This window comes from Lentibacillus amyloliquefaciens (assembly GCF_001307805.1).
GTDB classification, from domain to species: Bacteria; Bacillota; Bacilli; order Bacillales; family Amphibacillaceae; genus Lentibacillus; species Lentibacillus amyloliquefaciens.
The window spans coordinates 3,602,334-3,623,807 of sequence record NZ_CP013862.1 but is presented as its reverse complement, the minus strand read 5'-3'; the positions used below and the strand labels follow the sequence as shown (position 1 = coordinate 3,623,807).

Sequence of the window (21,474 nt, the reverse complement as noted above, 5' to 3'; positions counted from 1 at the left end):
ATTTTACCAAGCAAAAAACCTTTCACCTCCTCTAAAGGAAGTGAAAGGTTTTTATCCCGCATGTAAGGGACAGGAAACCACCGAAAAAACAGTGGTTAACTGTCCCTAAATGTCCGATTCGTTCAACTAACAATCAGTGGAACCCCCCACTGATTGAAGTTTCACTTTGAACTATCCGCCATATTGAATCGGTGAACCCGGTCCCAATGGAGTGCCGAGCAGCATCCAGATAACCAGCATAATTGTCCAGCCGACCAGGAAGTATATCGAGTATGGCAGCATAACCGAAATCATAGTACCAATACCCATTTTCTTATCATACTTTTGGGCAAACGCAATAATGATTGCAAAGTAGGTCATCAACGGTGTAATGATATTTGTTGTTGAGTCAGCAACACGATAAGCCATTTGTGTCAGTTCAGGTGAATAACCAAGCTGCATCATAATCGGTACAAATATCGGAGCCATCATCGCCCATTTAGCCGAAGCACTTCCGATAAACAAGTTAATGAAACCTGTAATAATAACAAACATCAAAATTAACGGGATACCTGTCAGGTTGATGCTGTCGAGAAACTCGGCACCATAAACACCAAGCACCAGACCCATATTTGATTCATTGAAATACGCAACAAATTGACCTGCTGTAAAGGCGAGCACAATGAACATCCCCATCGATGCCATTGTATCAGTCATCTGTGCAGCAACGTCTTTGTCATTGCGGATCGTTTTAGTCACCATGCCATATACAAGTCCCGGTATGAAGAATAGTATTGCAATAATCGGCACCAGCGAACTCATAAATGGCGACTGGATGATTTGATCCATATAATTGCCTTCAGTCCCGCGCAACGGGGCATTTTCCGGCAAGATAAGCAGTGCTGTCAGAATAAGTCCAACAAGCAAAGAAATGCCGGAGAAGATTAAACCTTTTTTCTCAACAGGCTTAAGTCCTTCAAGCGCATTGTTGTTCCCTTCATCATCTTCTCCATCTTCACCTTTATACGTACCTAAACGCGGTACAACAACGCGTTCGGTTACCCAGCTACCCAAAAATGTCAGGACAAATACCGAAGCAGCTATGAAAAACCAGTTCATGGCAATATTCATAGTTTCCGCATATGCCGGGTCAATTGTTGAAGCAGCAGCAATCGTCAGCTCACCAAGCATCACGTCTGTACCGGACAGCACCAGATTGGCACTGAACCCTGCCGATACACCGGCAAACGCAGCTGCCAGACCAGCCAATGGATGTCTGCCCATCGCAGCAAAAATCAATGCGCCAAGCGGCGGCAAAACAACATATCCGGCGTCAGATGCAACACTGGACATAATACCGGCAAAAACAAGGCCAACCGTTATAAATCGTCTAGGTATGGATAATACAAACCCACGCAATAACGCACTGATCAACCCGGTACGTTCTGCGACACCAATACCGAGCATGGTTACGAGAACAACACCAAGCGGCGCAAAGCCGATGAAGTTATCTGTCATGCTCCCAAAAATATATTTCAGACCTTCAGCATTTAACAGGTTGTTAATTTCAACCATTTCGCCATCTTCACCAGGATGTTCCACACTAATGCCCAGAGGCTGCAAAGCAGCGGACAAAATGAGTACAATTCCTGCTAAAATGGCAAACAATGTAATTGGATGCGGCAGTTTATTACCAATAAATTCAACGCCGTCCAAAAACCGCTGAAAGACGCCCTTTCTTTGCTTCTCCATCAAATTCTCCTCTCAATCATCCTTTAGATAATATTCTGAAAAATAATTAGTCAAAAGCGCACTTCTAACATTATAAAACGTGTCGAATAGAATTTAAATACACAATGAATATTTGCGAAAACTAAAATTGTTATGAAGGTTTCCTAAAGAAAAAATAGTCATTTGAAGAAATGGCCGCAAAAACAGCAAAAAACCGGAAGCTTATCAGTTAGTTACGGCTAGCCTCCTTGCCTGAACATGAAAAAGACTCCCTCTACCTAAATAAGGTGAAAGGAGTCATTTGCAGTTTCATGTATGTCGCGAATACTTAAGACCAGCATCCTCGAATGTGTAACATGCAGTTGAAATCAGGCTGTTTGTAAGAGAACCATAAGCCCTGAGGTGATTACTCGTCAAAACTATCCGGATTCTTGCCTGTCCGGTCGTCCTTATTCAGACTGCTAATCCGCGTCACTTCCTCATCTGTCAGGGTGAAATCAAAAATATCAGCATTTTCCTTTATCCGATGTGCATGCGTTGATTTTGGTATCGTTATAACGTTATTTTGCACATCCCAGCGCAAAATGATTTGTGCAGACGTTTTGCCGTATTTATCAGCAAGCTCTGAAATCACCGGTTCATCGAACAACCTGCCTTTTTTCAGCGGGGACCACGCTTCAAGCTTGATATCAGCTTCCTCGCAAAATGCTCTCAATTTCTCCTGAGACAAATGTGGATGGTACTCCACTTGATCAACAACAGGTTTTACCTTGCTATTAGACATTAAATCCTGCAAATGATGAACATGAAAATTACTGACACCAATTGCGCGGACTTTTCCTTCATTATATAATTTTTCCATTGCTTTCCATGTATCTTGATACTTCCCTTTGACTGGCCAATGGATCAGGTATAAATCAAGATAATCCAAGCCAAGTTTTTCAAGGCTCCGCTCAAATGCTTCAAGCGTCTCCTCATAGCCTTGTTCATCGTTCCACACTTTTGATGTAATAAAAATTTCTTCTCTCGGAACACCAGATTCTCTGATGCCTTTTCCGACGCCTTTTTCATTGTTATAAAATGATGCCGTATCAATGCTTCGATAGCCATTCTCTAAAGCTGCTTTCACCGAATCAACGGCAACTTCTTCATCAACTTTATAGACGCCCAACCCAAACCCTGGCATTTTGACGCCATTATTTAACGTAACTGTATCTTGCAGATGCTCAATCATAACGTACCCTCCAATTCAAATTCTTACGGTCACATATCTATTATACAAAATTGCGCCGTCTGCAACAAAAAACCAGCCCTCCCCCGTTAGGACAAGACTGGCTGAGCTTAAAAGTTGTTTTAGTAACTGGGGACGACTGCTCTCACTGATGTTAAGACATGTTCTTAAGTCCTTTTCGATGGATTTACAGTGCAGTTTGGCCTCGAGAATTGCTCTCGAGGCTTTTTTGATACTGCTCGCGCCATGAATTGGACTCGATAACCGCTCTCGAGGACGTTTCGATGTTACATTCCCATTGAAATGGACTCGAGAGTCACTCTCGATGTCTTTTTGCCATTCAAAAACTCATTTCCGGCTTCGAGAGACATACTCACACTCACGTTGCCTTTTCAATAACTTCAGCTCACCGCTAAGCTCACGTTCGAGCTCCCTGATTGCCGTGCTAAGCTTCTAGGCAATTTTGTGTTCACTATTATTATGTTTTTTAGCATGCCGGTTGCCCAAGTAACGCAAAATGAAGAACTGGGCAACAATACCGGCGATTAAGAGCACGATACTGCTTCCGACTACGGAATACAACAAATACATCACACCTGCAATACTTGCCGGAACAAGTGCGTAAGGTGCTTGTGTATTAACATGGGCAATGTGATCAGATTCAGCAAAAATAGATGCCATAACTGTCGTATCGGATATTGGCGAAACATGATCCCCGAATATAGCACCTGCGAAAATAGCACCGATAACAATCGGAATCAGTTCTTCACCGCCAAAGTTAAACGCCAATGGAATAGCAATTGGAGTCAAAATCGACATCGTACCCCACGAAGTACCTGTCGCAAATGAAATAAACATTGCAATGATAAAAATCAAAAATGGCAAGAGAGCCGCTGTCATCCACCCTTCTGTTGCGGAGACGACAAATTCAGCTGTTCCAAGTTCTGAGGTGACGGTACCGATTGACCAGGCAAGCAGAATAATAATCAGCGCCGGAAGCATCGTTCTGATCCCTCCAAGCAGGGTATCTTCGCAATCCCGAAGACTCATGCCCTGGATAAGCCCCATAATGAGCCCGACACCTGTCATGGCAAAAGCACCCCATGTCAGCGCCACGGAAACATCCGTTTCAGCAAGCGCATCCATGATTGAATTGCCTTCTGCACCGCCGCCAACATACCATAAAGCCCACATACTTACTGAAATAAGCGCAACAAGCGGCAAGATAAAGTTCCAGACACTCGCATCTTTTTTATGTGGTTCCCCAAGGTCTTCTCCGACTGAAGACAGTGGCGTGGACCCCTCTGGAATCAGTTTGCCTGTTTCTTTGGCACGTTCCTCTGCTTTTGCCATCGGTCCGAAATCCTTACCCGCAATAATCATTGGAACCGCCAGCAAACATAAAATCGCATAAAAGTTCCACGGAATCGATTGGAGAAAAGCAAAATATGGTTCCAGCCCGACAATCGCAAGGCTGCCAAAAGCGCCCGCGATCAATGATACCTGAAAGCCGATCCAGTCGGAAACAGGGCCGATGGTGGCAATCGGTGCAGCTGTTGAATCAAGTACATAAGATAATTTTTCCCTTGAAATTTTATGCTTGGCAGCAATGTCTTTTGAAGCATTGCCAACAATCACAGAATTTACATAGTCATTAAAAAAGATGATAAGCCCTAAGAAGTAAGATAAAAACTGCACGCGTTTTCCAGTGGTTAATCTACTCTCCAAAACGTTAATCAGCCCTTGTGACCCACCGGTTTTAAACATGAATGCAGCACCACACCCGAGTAATGCAGTCATCACAAGGAAACGTGCATTCCACGGATCAATCATGACATCTTTTATCCAAGTAAATGTGACACTGACTGCTTCAAACGGGTTGCCGCCTGCTGCAATCAGCCCGCCGACCCATATACTGATAAAGAGTGACAGCAATACACGCTTGGTCACAATAGCCAAAACAACCGCAACAATCGGCGGTACGACTGATAAGAAGTCCATCACCTAACCCCTCTTTTCATTTTTATTAAAATATTCTGATTTTAATTATTATATCTTTATTTATAGATTCTTTCAACCCGTTCTTTTAAGCCTGACAGTACTTCATCAACGATACTATCCATCCAGCCGGCTATTTCACGTCCGGAAATATAATCACCTTGCTGCTCACCCATTAAAACAACCTCATCACCCGCACTCACACCCGGTATGCCGGTCACATTGATCAGCGTCTGGTCCAGTGATACCTCCCCAATTATTTCAGCACGCTGGCCGCGTACAAGCATTTGCCCATTGTTGGACAAAGCCCGGTGGTATCCATCGCCATGCCCGATAGGCACGACTGCTATTTTTTCATAGTCTGATGTAACATAACTGCCGCCATATCCAACGGGCGAACCGGGAGGAAGTTCATGCACATGCAGAAGACGTGACTTCAGCCCCATCACCGGTTTCAATGAAATCATGCTGTCTTGCCGTTCTTCAGGCGGGTAGCCAAACAAAGCAATACCGCATCTGACCATATCCAAATACATATCCCTCCGCTCGATAGCAATCGTGGATGCCCCGGCGTGACGCACCGGAAAATAGTATCCGTCTTTCTTCAGCGTCGCGATTGTATTCATAAATGATGCATATTGCTTTTCAGTTGTGTTCCATTCACCTTCATCAGCGCTGGAAAAATGGGTATAAATCCCTTCCCATTCCAGACCGGGTAATTCGTATGAAGCCCGGCAAAAATCAAGAGCTTCTTCAGGCTGGATGCCGAACCGGTGGAGACCGGTATCGATTTTCAAGTGAACGGAGGCCGCCTTATTTTGCCGGACGGCTTCTCTATTCAGGGCATGTGCCAAGTCAAGGGAGGAGACGGACGCAGTAAGATCATAGGCGACAAGATCCGCTGCCTGCCAGCTCATAATTGAACTTAAAATATGAATGGGCACATCAATTCCAGCCGCCCTGAGCTGTGCACCTTCCTCGACCATTGTCACACCAAGGCAATCAGCACCGGCCCGTACAGCTGCCTCACCGGAAGGAACAACACCGTGTCCATAGGCATTTGTTTTAATAACAGCCATGAGCCTACTATTTCCAACCAACCTTTTAAATGTCCTGACGTTTTCCTTAAATGCCTCAAGGTCGACTTCCGCTACAGTTGGTCCATGCGCCGTTATAGTTGATGGATGTGCCAAAACTTTTCCCCCCTACGCATCATGAGACGCGATATGATATGAAGTTTAACGGCAGTGACAAGCACACTTTTTAAGCTTTATTTCTAATTTCTTTTTGATAAAGTGAACGGAACGATTTTAAAATCTTGTGAGTAATCTTACCGGGCTTGCCATCACCTATCATTTGGTCGTCAACTTTCAAAATCGGAATAATATCCTGTTTTGTTGCAGAAATGAAAACTTCATCAGCACTAAGGAGCTCATCGACCGTATAGGTCTGTTCATTCACTTTAATATTCAGCTCATTACATAATTGGATGATTGATTTGCGTGTAATACCATTTAAAATATAATTATCAGCCGGGTGTGTATAGAGCTCACCGTTTTTGACAATAAAAACATTCGATGCGCTCGCTTCTGTTACAATATCACCACGATGGAGAATCGCTTCAACCGAATTATTTTCCACTGCTTTTTGTTTCGCCATCACGTTCGGGAGCAGGTTGAGTGTTTTAATATCACAGCGCAGCCAGCGGATATCTTCTGTCAGTACTGCGGTGCCGCCTTTATCTTCAAGGTCTGATTGCCGGGTTTCTTCACGTGTATAAGCAATTGTGACAGCCTGAGTGCCGGGTTCAGGAAACGCATGTTCACGCGACGCGATACCACGGGACACTTGCATATAAATAATGCCTTCTTCAAGTTCATTAACATCCACCAGCTTCTCAAGGTTATTTTTGATTTCGCTGACCGGAAGAGGCAGATTCAACCGCAATTCCCGGGCACTTCTTTCCAGCCGCTCCATATGTTCATCCATCATCAGCGGGGTGCCGTCATAAACACCAATGACTTCATACACCCCATCACCAAACTGATAAGCGCGGTCCTCAATGTTAATATTGTTGTCCCGCTCCATAATCTGGTCATTGTATAACATCTTACTCACTGTAAAACCTCCCTCTAGTATTTAAATTCCGGGATTGCATCACCATATTTTTCCATCACATTCATGATTGTTTCCGTATCAACACTTGACCCACTGATAACGACGACAGCTCTGGAACCAAGACTGAAGCGGTTATTCAGAATGGCACCGATGCCTGAGGCTGCTGCACCTTCCACCATCATTCGATGTTTATCAAGCATGAAAGCCATCCCCACGCCAATCTCCGCTTCGTTAAGCAGCTGGATGTCATCAACATATTGCTGTACCATATTGAAAGTGTATTTATTTTCCAATCCGACACCGCCAAGGAGACTATCAGCAAGTGTATCCTGCTCTTCTATCACAACCGGCTTGCCTTTTTGAATACTTTCATACATTGCGGGACCTTTTTCAGTTGAGGCGCCAAGAACTTTAATCCCTGACGCAGCCGATTTCAGTGCCACACCGAGACCTGAATGCAGTCCGCCGCCCGATAAGCCGCCGATTACCGTATCCACATCAGGCAAATCTTCCAGTAACTCCAGTCCAATTGTGCCTTGACCGGCAATGATATGCGCATCGTCAAATGGGTGGACCACTGTCAGCCCATGCTCTTTTTCAAGCTGATAACTGCGCTTTTCGGCATCATCCTGAGAAACACCATGAATTTCGATCTGTGCTCCTGAGCTTTTTAATGCTTCCACTTTTGCTTTGGGCACGCGATTAGAAATGCAAATGATGGCATCAATACCGAGCTGTCCGGCAACATACGCAACACTCATCCCGAAATTGCCAGTTGAAAATGTTGTCACACCACGCTCTTGCTCTTCAGGTGATAAACTGAGAATCTTATTGGCTGCTCCCCTGATTTTAAACGAATGACTGACATTAAGATTTTCCAGTTTTAAATGAACCGGAATCCCTGCATAGTCGGATAGTTGATCAGAGTAAATTAACGGCGATTTAGAAACAATCGGTGCTATGCGCTGTTTAGCCGCCCATACATCCTGCTGAGTAACTTGTTTCGCTGTCATTCTATCCCCCCTTTTTGAAGTCATGAGGGCAGTTAATTGCCTTCTGGATATAGGTGCTTCTGCGCGAATTTGTCATGGGATCGCACGAATTCTTATGGTAACCGCGCGAATTGGCTGTGAGATCGCGCGAAATAGCAGTATAACTGCGCGAAGTCATTGATTACTTAAAAGACGCCGGGCTGACTCTGCCAGAATTGCTGCCCCGATAGGCAACACGTTTTCATCAATATCAAAATGCGGTGTGTGCAAATCGCGAACCGCGTCATCGCCAACAGCACACCCAAGGAAAAACATGGCACCAGGAACTTCTTGAGTCATATGGGCAAAATCCTCGCCGCCCAATCCAAATGGTGTATCAAGCATGTGAAAATCAGGATATAATTCACTGATGGTTTGCCTGATGATATGATTTACACCCGCATCATTATAAAGGGCAGGATCTTCAGGCTTGATAGTTAATTGATAGTCCCCATCAAGCGGCCGGACTAATGAAAATGCTTTTTCCAGTTCATTGTGCAGTAATTCACGCGTATCCGGATGATAGCTGCGAATTGTCCCTGTCACATGTACTTCTGAGGGAATCACATTGCTTGCTGACCCGCTTTGAATACTGCCCACACTTATAACAGCTGATTCGAGCGGTGATACGCGGCGTGCCACTATTCCATGCAAGGCCTGAAGCACCGGGCCGAGCATCCAGACAGGATCTTTGCCCAGGTGCGGATATGCACCGTGACCGCCGCTGCCAGTGACCACAGCTTCAAACACATCAACATTGGCCATGCTGTACCCGTCATGAACTTTCACCTGACCCGGCTCATCTTCCGGACTCATGTGCAAAGCAAGTGCCCAATCAGCCTCTTCCAAAGCACCGGCTTTGATCATGTACGGTGCCCCTGTTGACCCGTATTGATCTGCCATCTCTTCCGCCGGTTGAAAAAGAAATTTAACCGTCCCCTCCAACTCGCCTTGTTCAAACAAATTACCTATTAAACTGGCAGTCCCCAATCCAATCGTTGAATGTGCATCATGACCGCACGCATGCATAATCCCGTTGTTCATCGATTTATAACTACATTCATTTTCTTCCTGTATCGGCAAGGCATCCATATCTGCCCTGATAACGACGGTCGGACCGGAACCTGATGAAATCGTTCCCATTATTGCTGTTGGAAAGCCGACTCCCGTAGTCACGTTCATACCAGGTATCTGTTCAAGATTTTTTGCAATAAATCGTGCCGTTTCAACTTCCTGAAAACTTAATTCCGGATGGCGGTGCAAATGCTGACGCCATTGTGACAGTTGATCCTGCATATGTTTTGCCGCTGATTTGATAGCGCTGGACGTCAATCTGACCCCCTCCCTGTTTTAAGAAGATAGAATCGGCATTAAAGCCGATTCCGCCACTCTATCTCTTTAAGCTGGTATTTACATTAAAGCTTTTTTCATAAATTTTGTTGCTCTGTAATCATCATAATTGATATAAACTGCGACAGGGTTGATTTCCGCTCCGGGCAGTCGCTCACCTTAGGGCAACGCTTCAGCTTCCTCGAAAAAGAAAAACACTTTTTCTCACGAAGATGTGTCGCTGTCGCAGTATTCCTTGTCCTGCGGGATTCTTCAGCCATTGCTTTTCCCGCAGGAATTGACTGCCGCCCGCGGAAAGCTGTAGTGTATTTCCGGAGCGGAGTCACAGCAAGTGCATCGCAGTTTATGGATTTTTTGTAAAAAAAACAATCCTTGAGAAAAAAGCTACTATAAAATTCACCGCTCCACTGCGGCAATTGCCGTTATTTCAACATCTGTTTCCAATAACTGGCTTCCGATCGTAATCCTGGCAGGCTTTACGTCAACATTTTTGAAATAAGATTCATAGGCTTCATTGAATTCGCGGACTGTTTCATCATTCAAATCGGTCAAATGGCATGTCACATATACCATACTTGATAAATCAGCATCAGCTTCCGCCAGTATATGTTTGATATTCCGAAGGGCCGCAGTAGTTTGAGCAGCAATCGATGCCCCTACAGACTCACCACTCGGCTTGATGCCATCCTGTCCGGAGACGAAGATGAACGATTCGGTTTTAACGCCTTGTGAATACGGTCCTCCCGGTTGAGGTGCATTCAGCGTTTGGATGACTTCTTTCATCAGACACCCATCCTTTCTGAGGTCTTATTTCATGCCAATTGATACATATTGTGACTCAACAAATTCTTCAATGCCTTCATGACCACCTTCACGACCAATACCGCTTTCTTTCATGCCGCCGAATGGCACCTGTGCAGCAGATGGCGCACCATTATTCCAGCCAACAATGCCAAAATCGAGCTTTTCAATCAGCTGTGTGCCTCTGGAGACATTTTCCGTAAAGACGTATGCTGCCAGACCAAATGGTGTGTCATTAGCTACTTTGACCGCTTCCTCATCTGATGTGATTTTCTCAACAGGTGTGACAGGGCCGAACGTTTCTTCCTGCATGACAACCATTGATTGATTCACATCTTTGATGACAGTCGGCTGATAAAAGAGGCCTTCATATTCAGTTACAGTTTCACCGCCGACTTCCACTTGTGCCCCTTTTGAAACGGCATCATCAACATGGCGTTTCACCTTATCGAGACCATCCTGATTAATTAATGGGCCAATTTGATTGGATTCGTCCATGCCATCGCCGACTTTTAACTCCTTAACAGCTGCTGTCAGCTTTTCGACAAACTCATCGTAAATGCCTTCCTGAACATACACCCGGTTGGCGCAAATGCATGTCTGGCCGGAATTGCGGAACTTGGAAGCGACTGTTCCCTCTACTGCCTGATCAATGTCCGCATCATCAAGGACGACCAGTGGTGCATGCCCGCCAAGTTCAAGCGATAATTTTTTCACCTGGTCGGCACTCTGACGAATTAACGTTTTGCCAACCTCTGTAGAGCCTGTAAATGTTACTTTGCGGACTTTCTTGTTTTCCATAGATACTTTGGCGATTTTGGATGATGAGCCTGTTAGAAGGTTGACGACGCCTTTTGGAAATCCGGCTTCTTCAACAAGTTCCATCAGTTTAACGGCTGTCAGCGGACTGTCGCTGGATGGTTTCATAATAAATGTGCAACCTGATGCAAGAGCCGGCCCCATCTTACGTGTCAGCATAGCTGCCGGGAAATTCCATGGTGTAATAGCGGTCACAACACCGACTGGCTTTTTCCACACTTGCAGACGCTTGCCGGCTGCGTGGGTAGGGATCGTTTCACCGTAAATGCGTTTCCCTTCTTCGGCAAACCATTTAAGGAATGAAGCAGCGTACTTAACTTCCCCTCTCGATTCGTTTATCGGTTTGCCCATTTCCAGCGTCATTATTTCAGCCATTTCTTCCTGATTATCAAGCATCAGCTGATTCAGTTTTTCCAGGTATCCGGCCCTGTCGTATGCCGTCAGTTCAGACCATGACTGAAACGCCTCATAAGCCGCATCAACAGCCTGTTCTGCTTCGTTTTCACCGCCGTATGGCACGGTCCCGATTACTTCACCATTTGACGGATTCACAACGTCCATTGTATCAAGCTCACTGCCTGACCACTCACCATTAATGTACATTGAATAATTTTTTGTTTGTACTGCCATAACTGCGTCCCTCCTGTATTTTCAGTAAATTGGCTGGCAAATGGTTTTCCCCGAATTGCTTAAGATTTTGTACCAGCCCGTTTAGAGAACTCTAGCCTTAATTTCGATTGCTTAAACCTTCACACTTGCTGTTGCCGCTTCAATCGCCTCTTCCAGAATATCAAGTCCTTCCTCAAGCTGCTCATCGGTAATCACAAGCGGCATCAACAAACGAACGACATTATCATAAACACCTGCTTTCAGCGCAATCAGCCCACGTTCACGTGCCTCTTTCAATACCTGGGGTGCCATCTCTTTATCCGGTTCTTTACTGCTTCGGTCTTTGACAAACTCAAGCGCACACATAGCGCCAAGTCCGCGATAATCACCAATCGCGTCAAACCGGTCATACATGGTGCTGAATTTTTCCATGACCTTTTGGCCAATTGCAGCGCCGCGACCATTCAAGTTTTCTTCTTCCATGACTTCCAGCACTGCCAAGCCTGCACGGCAGCCAAGTGGACTTCCGCAGTATGTGCCGCCCAATTCACCGGCTCCTGTACCATCCATTACTTCCTGGCGTCCAATGACACCGCTGATCGGCAGCCCGGCAGCCATCGATTTGGAAACAGTAACCAGATCAGGTTCAACACCGAAGTGCTCCATTGCAAAATACTTGCCGGTCCGGCCAAACCCTGTCTGGATTTCATCAGCAATAAACAGGATGCCATGCTGTTTGCACAATTCATATACCCCTTGGACGAACTTTTTATTTGGAATGATAAAACCGCTCTCGCCCTGTACAGGCTCCATTATGAAGGCGGCCACCTGACTCGGATCAACTTCTGTAATGAAGAAATCTTCTACTTGTTTCAATAAATAATCTGCATAGGCATCTTCACTCATTGACTCCGGCCGGCGATAATTATACGGAAACGGCGCATGATATACTTCCGGAGCAAACGGACCATATTCAAATTTGTATGGCTTCACTTTAGCTGTCATTGACATTGTCATCAATGTGCGTCCATGAAAGCCACCGGTAAATGAAACGACAGCCTGACGTTCCGTATATTTACGCGCAACTTTAATCGCGTTTTCGTTAGCTTCTGCCCCGCTGTTCAGAAACATGACCTTCTTGTCAAAACTGCCTGGCGCAAGTTCTGCCAGTTTCTCCGCAAATTCAATATACGGGTCGTACATCATGACATTGAAACCTGTATGAATATACTTTTCAGCCTGATCTTGTAAAGCGCTTACAACATTATCATGGCTATGCCCAACATTATTGACACCGATTGCACCTGCAAAATCAATGAACTGATTCCCGTCAACGTCTTTCAGGAGTGCACCCTTCGCCGTATCCACAAATGTCGGCACACCATAGCTGACACCACCGGGCACAATGTTATGTCTGCGGTCGAGAATTTCTTTGGCCTTTGGTCCCGGCAGATTGGTTTTGACATTAGCAAATTTTTTACTCATTTGTCATACCTCCTTAAATTCTATATCACTACTTTGCCCAAGCAGTTTAGTCTCGACATATTCGATATGCTCTCTGACTCTATCATTCACAATATGCACGTCATTCGAGACTAATGCTTCCAGCAATTGTTTGTGCTCATTATAAAATGCCTGTGTGCTTGAGTAGTACCTGTCAAGATGCATCAGAAATGTTCTGATTTGCACCTGAAGTGAATCATATATCTTTATGATTCTTGTATTCCCGCATAAACCGACTACATAACTATGAAACTTCATATCCAAATCAAATAAGCCGTTCCAGTCTTTTTCATCTGCCTTTTGTTTCATCTCGTCTACGATTGCTTCCAAATCCTTCGTATGATGCGATTCAAGGCGGTTTATCGCTTGCGTAAAGGCATGTGATTCGAGAAGCGTCCGCAATTCAATCATTTCATTAATATCTTGATTGGTGAAATCAGCTACGTAAGTTCCTTTTCGTGCTTGGCTGACAACGAGCTCTTCACTTTCAAGGATCTTCAGAGCTTCCCTGATTGTGCTGCGGCTGACATCATAACTTTCCGCCAGATCTGTTTCCAGCAGCCGTTCACCAAGCTGAATTTCTTCATTCCAGATCTTCTGCTTCAGTTCATCAGCAATCAGCTCACTTAATGGTTTTTGCATAATAGCACTATTAGGCTGCAAAACCAAATGCTCCTTTCTGTAAATATCTTATTGCTCTATGTCGATTGTCGACAAAAAACATCTTACCATTATCATAATTTAGACGTTTATCATTGTCAACCAAAATTTTGATAATTTGAAATTAATTGACTCTAAGTTAATTTGCGTCTATTTTAAAAGAAAGAGACTATATAAGACAGCTTGAAATGGAGGGTTTGATTTGAAGAAGAAAATTGTGGCATACAACCGGGTAGAACAGCCGGTTCTGGATGATCTGAAAGAAAAATATGATGTCGGTTTTTTCAAAAACATCGACACCAAAAAGGATCCTGAATTTTTGGAACATCTCAGTGAGGCAGAAGGAATTATCGGACTAGAAACGCCTGTTGACCGTGAATTGCTTGATAACGCTCCGAATCTGAAAGTCATCAGCAATGTCTCGGTCGGATACAACAACCTGGAATTGAATGAAATGACAAAACGGAAAGTTATGGGAACCAACACACCGGGAATCCTCACTGACACAGTGGCAGACGCCGTGTTCAGCATACTTACAGCAACTGCCAGACGCATTCCGGAACTGGACAACTTTGTCAAAAATGGTCATTGGCAGGCTGAAGCAATCGGAGAAGAACACTATGGCATTAATATTCATCACAAAACACTCGGCATCATCGGCATGGGACGAATCGGAAAAGCCATTGCCCAGCGGGGACATTTTGGCTTTGACATGGATATTTTATATCACAGCCGAAGTCGGAAGCCGGATGCTGAAGAAGCTTATTCCGCAGGCTATCGCAATCTTGATGAGCTGCTGCAGGAATCCGATTTTGTCTGTATGATCACCCCGCTGACAAAGGAAACGGAAGGTATGATCGGAAAACGGGAATTTCAGCTGATGAAACAATCGGCTATTTTCATTAACGGATCGCGCGGCAAAACCATTGTGGAGAAAGATCTGATTGAAGCACTCGAAAATGGGGACATCACCGCAGCCGGTCTTGATGTATTTGCGAGGGAGCCGGTTGAGCCGGATAACCCGCTCTTAAAAATGAATAATGTGGTCACAACCCCGCACATGGGCTCGTCCACACATGAAACCGAGCTTGCCATGTCAGAGCTTGCCGCCCAAAACCTTGAAGCCGGCATAAACGATGAGAAGCCGCCCAATCTGGTTAATCCTGAATCATGGGAGAAAAAATAATACAACGACAAATAGCCGTACCACGCGCCAGCTGGTACGGCTATTTTAAAAAGGGCCAGACAGGTAAAAGCCAAAAATCATAATCAATCTCCTTAAGCCCAAAGTATCATGCCAGCCGAATGTTCGGTTTGATCATGAGTTCACGCGGAAATTCGGCAAGAACTTCGCAGCCTGTTTCAGTCACACGGAATGATTCACTGATCTCCACACCCATTTTTTCCATCCAGATGCCCGGAATCAGATGAAAGGTCATGTTCGGTTCCAAAACTGTCTGGTCTTCAGGTCTAAGGCTCGCTGTATGCTCACCCCAGTCAGGCGGATAATTAAGCCCTACCGAATAACCCATCCTCGACTCCTTTCGAATGCCGCTTTTTTCAATCACACTGCGCCAGACCCCTTCAAGCTCTCCGCATGTTATGCCGGGGCGGACCGCATTAAGTGTTGTATTGATGCCATCCAGGACGACATCCGAAACGTACTGCATATCCTCTGACGGGCGGCCTATCACAGCTGTCCGTGCAAGCGGTGAATGGTAACGGCGGTACACACCAGCCAATTCGATTATGACAGGGTCGCCATCTCTGAATCTGTCATCAGACCAGGTCAGATGAGCCGCTGATGTCTTTTCCCCGGTCGGCAAGAGCGGAACAATCGACGGGTAATCTCCGCCAAAATCTTCGGTGCCGCTGATTTGTGCATGGGATATTTCTGCAACAACATCACATTCTCTGACACCCTCATTAATCATATCAAACGCAACTTGCATAGCATTTTCCGAAATTCGTGAAGCTTGTTTAAGATAGGCAATTTCACGGTCAGATTTTATAATGCGCACCCAGTTAACCATATTTGTCCCGTCTTTAAAGATGGCATCCGGAAGACCTTCTGTTAACCGCACATAATTTTTAGCCGTAAAATAATATGCATCCATTTCAACTGCTATTATCTTCTTATCATAGTTATTCAGTTTTAAAACGTCACATATAAAGTCCATTGGATGTTTCACAGACGACTGAATATAATCATCACCGTATGAAATGATACGATTCTCCTCCAGCCATGTCGTATGAAGCGCTGCGTTTGCATCCTGACCGCGTCCAATCCAAATCGGCTGTTCTTCATCAAGGGTCACGATAAGCATTTGATGGACATAAAAAGACCATGCGTCATACCCTGTCAAATAGTTCATGTTAGCCGGGTCTGTTACCATCAGCAAGTCAACCCCGGCCTCAGCCATCCTGCGTTTTGTTTGGTTCAATCGTTCATGAAATTCAGAAATAGGAAATGCCAACACAGATGATCCCTCCCCCATCGTTCTTTTTACTGCTTTTATGAAAACGCTTACTAATTTGTCGACGTTATATGGAGATACTTCTTAATGAACTATATTAATAGGATATTAGAATTGAACCGACATTTATTCATATAAGTAAATTGGACTAGTCTGTCGATTGTCGACATTCGTTTAATTATATTATATTCACGAAATATTGCAGTGTCAATCATTATTTGAACAATTTGAATATTTAACTACAAATAGGCGATTATTACGCCAGTTTGCTTCGAATAAAAGCGATTTACTTGTGCTCAGGATTTTATATGAATGAGTCTTAAGGTTTACGGAGTTATTTTTCTTTACCCTGAAACGATTATGAAAAAACATCATACAATTACGATTGAAAGGTTCCGGTGCTGCCTCAAATCACACCATGATGAAACGATTTTCCTTAGAAAATTGATATGGGTCAAATGAAAATGTCATCATTAGATGCATTTTACACCGCATATGTATCGATTATAGCTGTCACTGCTCTGATATCGTTCCTCATGAAAGTTGACTGGAATTCACAGGAGTTCACAGAAACGCTTAATGTTGAGACCGATTAAATAACTGAATTAAAATTATCACTCCCTAACAACAGCAGGTATAAAACGACTGAGAAGATGGAGGTGAAATGTGTTTGAACAGGGCTTTATTGAGGAATATTATGATTCAATTGATTAATAATTTCCTTCAACATTCATAAACATGTCGTGTTTCAATTGAAACTAATTCTCATCAGAATGTATAATAAATACAGGTCAGCAAGTTTAAGGAGATGATATGACATGGCAAAAGTCTTAGTATTATACGCAAGTCTGACAGGCAGCACTGAAATCATGGCTGAAGAGATGACCGAGCATTTGAAATCAAACGGCCATGAGGTGGACCATAAATCGTTTGACCTCGATCCGATCGAACCAAACCGCCTGGAAGAGTTTGACAGCATCCTGTTTGGCTCCTATTCATGGGATGATGATATTCCATTTGAAGTGGAAGATTTCTATTTCGACTTGGATGAGGTTGATTTAACTGGAAAAACAGTTGGCGTCTTCGGCTCGTGCGATGCCTATTACGATATATACGGCCCTGCAATTGATACGCTTGCAGCAAAAGCAAAAGAGCGTGGTGCAGCCGTTTACGAGGAAAAGTTCAAATTCGAACTAGAACCGGATGATAAAGATATTGAGCACGGCACCGGATTTGCAGATGCTGTGTTGAATCTTAAGTAAATGAATCCAATATCAAAAAAACGCGGAATCCTCATCGAGGGTGTTCCGCGTTTTTTCAATACAAACAGATATGAAACTAATTGGCTGTCCGCCGCCTCCGTTCAAATATATTCACCAAAAGAACACTCGAAATGGCAATCACTCCGCCTGCGACTGACAGCAGACTCGGCAACTCTTTTAACCAAACCCAGGCAACAAGGATCGCAAAGACCGGTTCAATATACATCATACTTGTCACTGCGCCGGCTTTGCCTGAAGAAAGCGCAACAGCCCACAGGACGTAAGCAATAGCGGCAGGGAAAACACCAACATAGATGGCTGCTAAATGGGCCTCAAGCGTCGCTCCTTGTATAGTATCAAACAGCCCGGGTGAAAAAATTAAGAGCGGCAACGTCCCCGCCCAGGTGAAATAGGCCGTTAATTCAACCGGCCGATACTTGGGAAGCAGCGTTTTTTGAAACACAAAAAAGATCGATGTGGCTATCGTCGCGATGACAATCAGCAGCGCCCCCGATGACAAACTGAATCCTGAGCCAGTTGTACCGAGTGTAATCAGAAAAATTCCGATAAACCCAATGCCAAGACCGATCCAGCCGAAAAAACTCGGATATTCATTTAACGCAAAAATCGCAATGATCGCCGTAAATATCGGCGCTGATGCAACAATCATGGCTGTCGCACCGGCTCCTACAGTCTGCTCACCGAACGTAATACCAGTGTGATAAACGGTGATGCCAATCCATCCGAGCACCAGGATTTTAATCAGATCTTCCTTTTTCGGCAAGCCGAATTTCGTGCCCGGTAATAAAGCGTAAAGCGCGAACGCACCTGATGCGATCAAAAATCTTGTCAGCACCAAGTGCCCCGAGCTGTATCCGCCATGAAGACTTGCACGAATGGCAGCGAATGTGGATCCCCAAATAATGATTGTCATGAACGCTAAGATAAATGTTTTTTTATTCAAATTCACCGCCCCCCTTTTCGGCTCCCATTATACATGAAATTCTCAGGAATTGGCAGAATTGAAATTCCGGTGATGACTGGGACCATCGGCGAATTTAATGGTGAACTTCACAGTAATCAAACAAAAAACTGCCACAGCGCAGCCGCTATGACAGTTTTTAAATTAACTATGAAATATCAGATACTGTACAATAAAATAGCCGATAACCGTTATGATGGAAGGAATGCTGTAGCTCCAAAGGGATGGTGAACGTCTTCGCATAAACGCCCAAATGATGACAGCGACAAGCAGTGAGCCACCGATGGCTGTTAACAAGTGCGAACCGGACCCATCGGTAAAAATCGAACCCTTTTGATAAACAACATCTGAAGCCGCCAGTATGAACATATTCAGCATATTGCTGCCGAGAATGGCACCGATTGCCAAATTGACATTTTTTAAACGTAAAGCTGAAAAGACAGAGACCCCTTCAGGCAGCGAGGTTGTTGCTGCAATCAGGAAACTGCCCACAAAACTGGACCCCATCCCTGTCACAACAGCAATTTTATCACCTGTTATTGAGAGAAGTGTCCCGGCTCCAAGTATAAAAATAGCAGCAATGATAAATCCGATGACGGCATGTTTGATCGAAATATCTTGCTTCTCAGCCGGTCCATCGGTTACTGCTTTTGCTTCCTGTTCAGTTACCTCGGGTGACGGCATCTTACTGATCACCGCCATCCCAGCTATGTAGACCAGCATTATCACAAGTGCATCAGCACCAATTCCAAAAATAGTAAAATCGATTCCGGCAATCAGCGCCGCAGACACTAAAATCATCAGAAGCAATCCGAGTAAAGCCGTGTATTTGTGATTGCTGCTTGCCAGATGAAATAATCTGTGCCTCCTGTAATATAAATCAAATGCAGCTAAAATGAACACATTAAAAAGATTCGAACCAAGCATATTTCCAACGGCAATATCAATATTATCAATAATGACAGCTGAAAAACTTGTCGTCACTTCCGGCAAGGACGTCGCCCCCGCCAGGAGGATTGTCCCGACAATCATGCCGCCCATTGCCGTCTTTTCACTGATTACGTCAGCATAAACAGATAGTTTTAATGCTGTATAGACGGTTAGTGCAGCTGCTAAAAGAAACCAGACAAATACCAATCTAACAACTCCTTATCTTCCTGACTCCTCCCCATACTTTAATTTACCCCATAATTATCATTTTAAAGCAATTGACATATCCAGCCAATTAAAACCTGCTTTACGTGCACCTTGAGGGTATGTTTTTCGTCTACCGAAGCCGTGGGATCGCGCGAAATCCTGTGGTGACTGCGCGAAATAGGGAGAGAACTACGCGAAATTCACGATAATCACGCGAATTGCGTCCAAATCCACGCGAAAAAGATTTTAGCCGGGCGTGCCATGATTTCAGCAGCCAGATATTCACCTCGGCCGAAAACAATAAACCCTTAAGCTGAATCGTATGATATGATACAGTCACAAAACGAAATAAAAAGGAGCGAATTTAATGACAACTCATCCAATTTTCGACGGGCATAACGATACACTTCTAAGACTTCAAATGTCAAATGCCCCGTCATTTTTCACCGAAAGTTCGGCCGGTCACATCGATCTTCCCCGTGCTCAGAAAAGTGGTCTTGGGGGCGGTTTTTTCGCAGTCTTCACACCTAATGAAAACGACAATGCCGGACCGGAAGATCACCTCACCGAAAATGGCTATGATGTACCGCTGCCTTCGCCAATAAGTCAGGAAAGGGCGCTTGATTTCACGAACGCATTGGCAGCCCGTTTATTTAAGCTTGAATCTGAAGCTCGTGGTCAGTTAAAGGTCGTCAGGACAGCTGAGGAACTAAAACATTGTCTCCAAAATGACATTATGGCCGCCATTTTCCATATTGAAGGCGCTGAAGCGATTGACACTAACTTCGATGCCCTTCACGTGCTTTATCAGGCAGGGCTTCGGTCGCTCGGCATCGTCTGGAGCCGGCCAAACGCTTATGGTGAAGGCGTACCTTTCCGCTATCCATCTTCCCCTGACACGGGGCCCGGACTTACTGATGACGGGAAAGCACTTGTCCGTGAATGTAATAAACTTGGCATTATGATCGATACCACGCATCTCAATGAAAAAGGGTTCTGGGATGTTGCCGCCATCACGGAGGCACCGCTTGTGGCAACCCATTCCAATGCCCACACGATCAGTCCGATTGCCCGGAACCTGACCGATAACCAGCTCGAAGCGATCGCCGAGTCTAATGGTGTTGCCGGGATTAACTATGCTGTTAACATGCTTCGGGAAGACGGCGGTCTTGAAACCGACATATCACTCGATAAAATAGTCCGGCACGTTGCCTATATCGCTGAGAAATTCGGAGTCGATCATGTCGCACTAGGCTCTGATTTTGACGGTACTAGTGTTCCTGATTCATTAAAAGATGTCACAGGCCTGCCAAACCTGCTTGAACGCTTGAAAGCCCACGGATTTCATGATGACGAGCTGCAGAAAATCACACATGGCAACTGGGTGCGTGTTTTGGAAGAGACGTGGAAGTAACACATCACTATAAAAGCCGATATCTTCTGGGAAGATATCGGCTTTCTTTGTAATGAGTATTAGACCAGCATTATCTGCTGACATCTGAACCGTGATTTTCCATAAATGTATTGATTTCATCTGCTGTGTACTGATTATGATCCCCATATACCATATGCTTCAAAACGCCTGAGGCAGTGCCGAACTCAACCGCCTCAGCAGGGCTCATGCCGGATGCTATCCCGTGTAAAATACCGGCTGTAAACGCATCGCCCCCGCCTATCCGCTCAAGCAGTTCAAACGAATAGGCACTCGACCTTACTAATCGGCCGTCCTGATAGAGATAACCCCGGAGTCTTCTTCAACTTTAGTTAATTCGCCTATTGGAAAATT

Annotated in this window: 19 protein-coding genes; 4 read left to right on the top strand and 15 right to left on the bottom strand. The window is 44.7% G+C overall.

From position 1 onward, the window contains the following. Window positions 1–171 precede the first annotated feature (171 nt). The 11 genes from AOX59_RS17855 to AOX59_RS17805 form a co-directional block, all read right to left on the bottom strand. Window positions 172–1,731, bottom strand: a complete 1,560-nt coding sequence (locus AOX59_RS17855; protein ID WP_068447611.1) for an AbgT family transporter — start codon at window positions 1,729–1,731, stop codon at window positions 172–174. Between the two features lie 385 nt (window positions 1,732–2,116). Then, complete coding sequence (locus AOX59_RS17850) at window positions 2,117–2,944, bottom strand: aldo/keto reductase (RefSeq protein WP_068447609.1); 828 nt, start codon at window positions 2,942–2,944, stop codon at window positions 2,117–2,119. 450 nt (window positions 2,945–3,394) lie between these two features. Continuing rightward, a complete protein-coding gene (locus AOX59_RS17845; protein WP_068447607.1) occupies window positions 3,395–4,942 on the bottom strand; it encodes a Na+/H+ antiporter NhaC family protein in 1,548 nt (515 codons plus the stop codon). Between the two features lie 56 nt (window positions 4,943–4,998). Then, window positions 4,999–6,132 carry an alanine racemase gene (gene alr / locus AOX59_RS17840; protein WP_068447604.1) on the bottom strand — a complete coding sequence of 378 codons (1,134 nt, stop codon included), beginning with the start codon at window positions 6,130–6,132 and terminating at the stop codon, window positions 4,999–5,001. Window positions 6,133–6,202: 70 nt separating this feature from the next. Beyond that, window positions 6,203–7,048 carry a D-amino-acid transaminase gene (dat, locus tag AOX59_RS17835; RefSeq protein WP_335338792.1) on the bottom strand — a complete coding sequence of 282 codons (846 nt, stop codon included), beginning with the start codon at window positions 7,046–7,048 and terminating at the stop codon, window positions 6,203–6,205. A 23-nt stretch (window positions 7,049–7,071) separates the two neighbouring features. Next, the gene (locus AOX59_RS17830; RefSeq protein ID WP_068447600.1) at window positions 7,072–8,070 is read right to left on the bottom strand and encodes a pyridoxal-phosphate dependent enzyme; all 999 of its coding nucleotides are present in this window, start codon (window positions 8,068–8,070) and stop codon (window positions 7,072–7,074) included. A gap of 153 nt (window positions 8,071–8,223) precedes the next feature. After that, window positions 8,224–9,420 carry a M20 metallopeptidase family protein gene (locus AOX59_RS17825; RefSeq protein WP_237049315.1) on the bottom strand — a complete coding sequence of 399 codons (1,197 nt, stop codon included), beginning with the start codon at window positions 9,418–9,420 and terminating at the stop codon, window positions 8,224–8,226. Window positions 9,421–9,834: 414 nt separating this feature from the next. Next, window positions 9,835–10,221, bottom strand: a complete 387-nt coding sequence (locus AOX59_RS17820; protein WP_068447598.1) for a RidA family protein — start codon at window positions 10,219–10,221, stop codon at window positions 9,835–9,837. Between the two features lie 24 nt (window positions 10,222–10,245). Beyond that, window positions 10,246–11,688: an NAD-dependent succinate-semialdehyde dehydrogenase gene (locus AOX59_RS17815; protein WP_068447596.1), complete on the bottom strand. Its 1,443-nt coding sequence runs from the start codon at window positions 11,686–11,688 to the stop codon at window positions 10,246–10,248. 111 nt (window positions 11,689–11,799) lie between these two features. Further along, window positions 11,800–13,152 carry a 4-aminobutyrate--2-oxoglutarate transaminase gene (gene gabT / locus AOX59_RS17810; RefSeq protein ID WP_068447594.1) on the bottom strand — a complete coding sequence of 451 codons (1,353 nt, stop codon included), beginning with the start codon at window positions 13,150–13,152 and terminating at the stop codon, window positions 11,800–11,802. 3 nt (window positions 13,153–13,155) lie between these two features. Further along, entirely contained in the window at window positions 13,156–13,812 is a 657-nt protein-coding gene (locus AOX59_RS17805) for a GntR family transcriptional regulator (RefSeq protein WP_237049314.1), read from the bottom strand. 220 nt (window positions 13,813–14,032) lie between these two features. Between AOX59_RS17805 and AOX59_RS17800 the strand changes: the two genes are divergently transcribed. Continuing rightward, window positions 14,033–15,016 (top strand): 2-hydroxyacid dehydrogenase, encoded by a 984-nt coding sequence (locus tag AOX59_RS17800; protein WP_068447589.1) that lies wholly within the window; start codon window positions 14,033–14,035, stop codon window positions 15,014–15,016. Window positions 15,017–15,122: 106 nt separating this feature from the next. Here the strand turns inward: AOX59_RS17800 and AOX59_RS17795 are convergent, their stop codons facing one another. Continuing rightward, window positions 15,123–16,310, bottom strand: a complete 1,188-nt coding sequence (locus tag AOX59_RS17795; RefSeq protein ID WP_179946413.1) for a M24 family metallopeptidase — start codon at window positions 16,308–16,310, stop codon at window positions 15,123–15,125. Between the two features lie 446 nt (window positions 16,311–16,756). Here AOX59_RS17795 and AOX59_RS19880 point away from each other — a divergent pair, with 446 nt between their 5' ends. Both AOX59_RS19880 and AOX59_RS17790 read left to right on the top strand, forming a co-directional pair. Then, window positions 16,757–16,903: a hypothetical protein gene (locus tag AOX59_RS19880; RefSeq protein ID WP_156418748.1), complete on the top strand. Its 147-nt coding sequence runs from the start codon at window positions 16,757–16,759 to the stop codon at window positions 16,901–16,903. Between the two features lie 222 nt (window positions 16,904–17,125). Then, entirely contained in the window at window positions 17,126–17,569 is a 444-nt protein-coding gene (locus tag AOX59_RS17790; protein ID WP_068447587.1) for a flavodoxin domain-containing protein, read from the top strand. A 76-nt stretch (window positions 17,570–17,645) separates the two neighbouring features. Here the strand turns inward: AOX59_RS17790 and AOX59_RS17785 are convergent, their stop codons facing one another. Continuing rightward, window positions 17,646–18,533 carry a DMT family transporter gene (locus AOX59_RS17785; RefSeq protein ID WP_068447585.1) on the bottom strand — a complete coding sequence of 296 codons (888 nt, stop codon included), beginning with the start codon at window positions 18,531–18,533 and terminating at the stop codon, window positions 17,646–17,648. Between the two features lie 162 nt (window positions 18,534–18,695). Then, a complete protein-coding gene (locus tag AOX59_RS17780; RefSeq protein WP_068447583.1) occupies window positions 18,696–19,688 on the bottom strand; it encodes a sodium:calcium antiporter in 993 nt (330 codons plus the stop codon). A 367-nt stretch (window positions 19,689–20,055) separates the two neighbouring features. Here AOX59_RS17780 and AOX59_RS17775 point away from each other — a divergent pair, with 367 nt between their 5' ends. Further along, the gene (locus AOX59_RS17775) at window positions 20,056–21,102 is read left to right on the top strand and encodes a dipeptidase (RefSeq protein ID WP_068447581.1); all 1,047 of its coding nucleotides are present in this window, start codon (window positions 20,056–20,058) and stop codon (window positions 21,100–21,102) included. A gap of 70 nt (window positions 21,103–21,172) precedes the next feature. Here AOX59_RS17775 and AOX59_RS19875 read toward each other — a convergent pair whose 3' ends face one another. Further along, window positions 21,173–21,364 carry a PfkB family carbohydrate kinase gene (locus tag AOX59_RS19875; protein WP_257720713.1) on the bottom strand — a complete coding sequence of 64 codons (192 nt, stop codon included), beginning with the start codon at window positions 21,362–21,364 and terminating at the stop codon, window positions 21,173–21,175. Between the last annotated feature and the right edge of the window lie 110 nt (window positions 21,365–21,474).

Excerpts from the sequence above, each read along its gene's own strand:
- AOX59_RS17855 (WP_068447611.1), bottom strand. The coding sequence starts at position 1,731 with ATGGAGAAGCAAAGAAAGGGCGTCTTTCAGCGGTTTTTGGACGGCGTT.
- AOX59_RS17850 (WP_068447609.1), bottom strand. The coding sequence starts at position 2,944 with ATGATTGAGCATCTGCAAGATACAGTTACGTTAAATAATGGCGTCAAA.
- AOX59_RS17845 (WP_068447607.1), bottom strand. The coding sequence starts at position 4,942 with ATGGACTTCTTATCAGTCGTACCGCCGATTGTTGCGGTTGTTTTGGCT.
- dat (WP_335338792.1), bottom strand. The coding sequence starts at position 7,048 with ATGTTATACAATGACCAGATTATGGAGCGGGACAACAATATTAACATT.
- AOX59_RS17830 (WP_068447600.1), bottom strand. The coding sequence starts at position 8,070 with ATGACAGCGAAACAAGTTACTCAGCAGGATGTATGGGCGGCTAAACAG.
- AOX59_RS17820 (WP_068447598.1), bottom strand. The coding sequence starts at position 10,221 with ATGAAAGAAGTCATCCAAACGCTGAATGCACCTCAACCGGGAGGACCG.
- AOX59_RS17815 (WP_068447596.1), bottom strand. The coding sequence starts at position 11,688 with ATGGCAGTACAAACAAAAAATTATTCAATGTACATTAATGGTGAGTGG.
- gabT (WP_068447594.1), bottom strand. The coding sequence starts at position 13,152 with ATGAGTAAAAAATTTGCTAATGTCAAAACCAATCTGCCGGGACCAAAG.
- AOX59_RS17805 (WP_237049314.1), bottom strand. The coding sequence starts at position 13,812 with ATGCAAAAACCATTAAGTGAGCTGATTGCTGATGAACTGAAGCAGAAG.
- AOX59_RS19880 (WP_156418748.1), top strand. The coding sequence starts at position 16,757 with ATGGGTCAAATGAAAATGTCATCATTAGATGCATTTTACACCGCATAT.
- AOX59_RS17790 (WP_068447587.1), top strand. The coding sequence starts at position 17,126 with ATGGCAAAAGTCTTAGTATTATACGCAAGTCTGACAGGCAGCACTGAA.
- AOX59_RS17775 (WP_068447581.1), top strand. The coding sequence starts at position 20,056 with ATGACAACTCATCCAATTTTCGACGGGCATAACGATACACTTCTAAGA.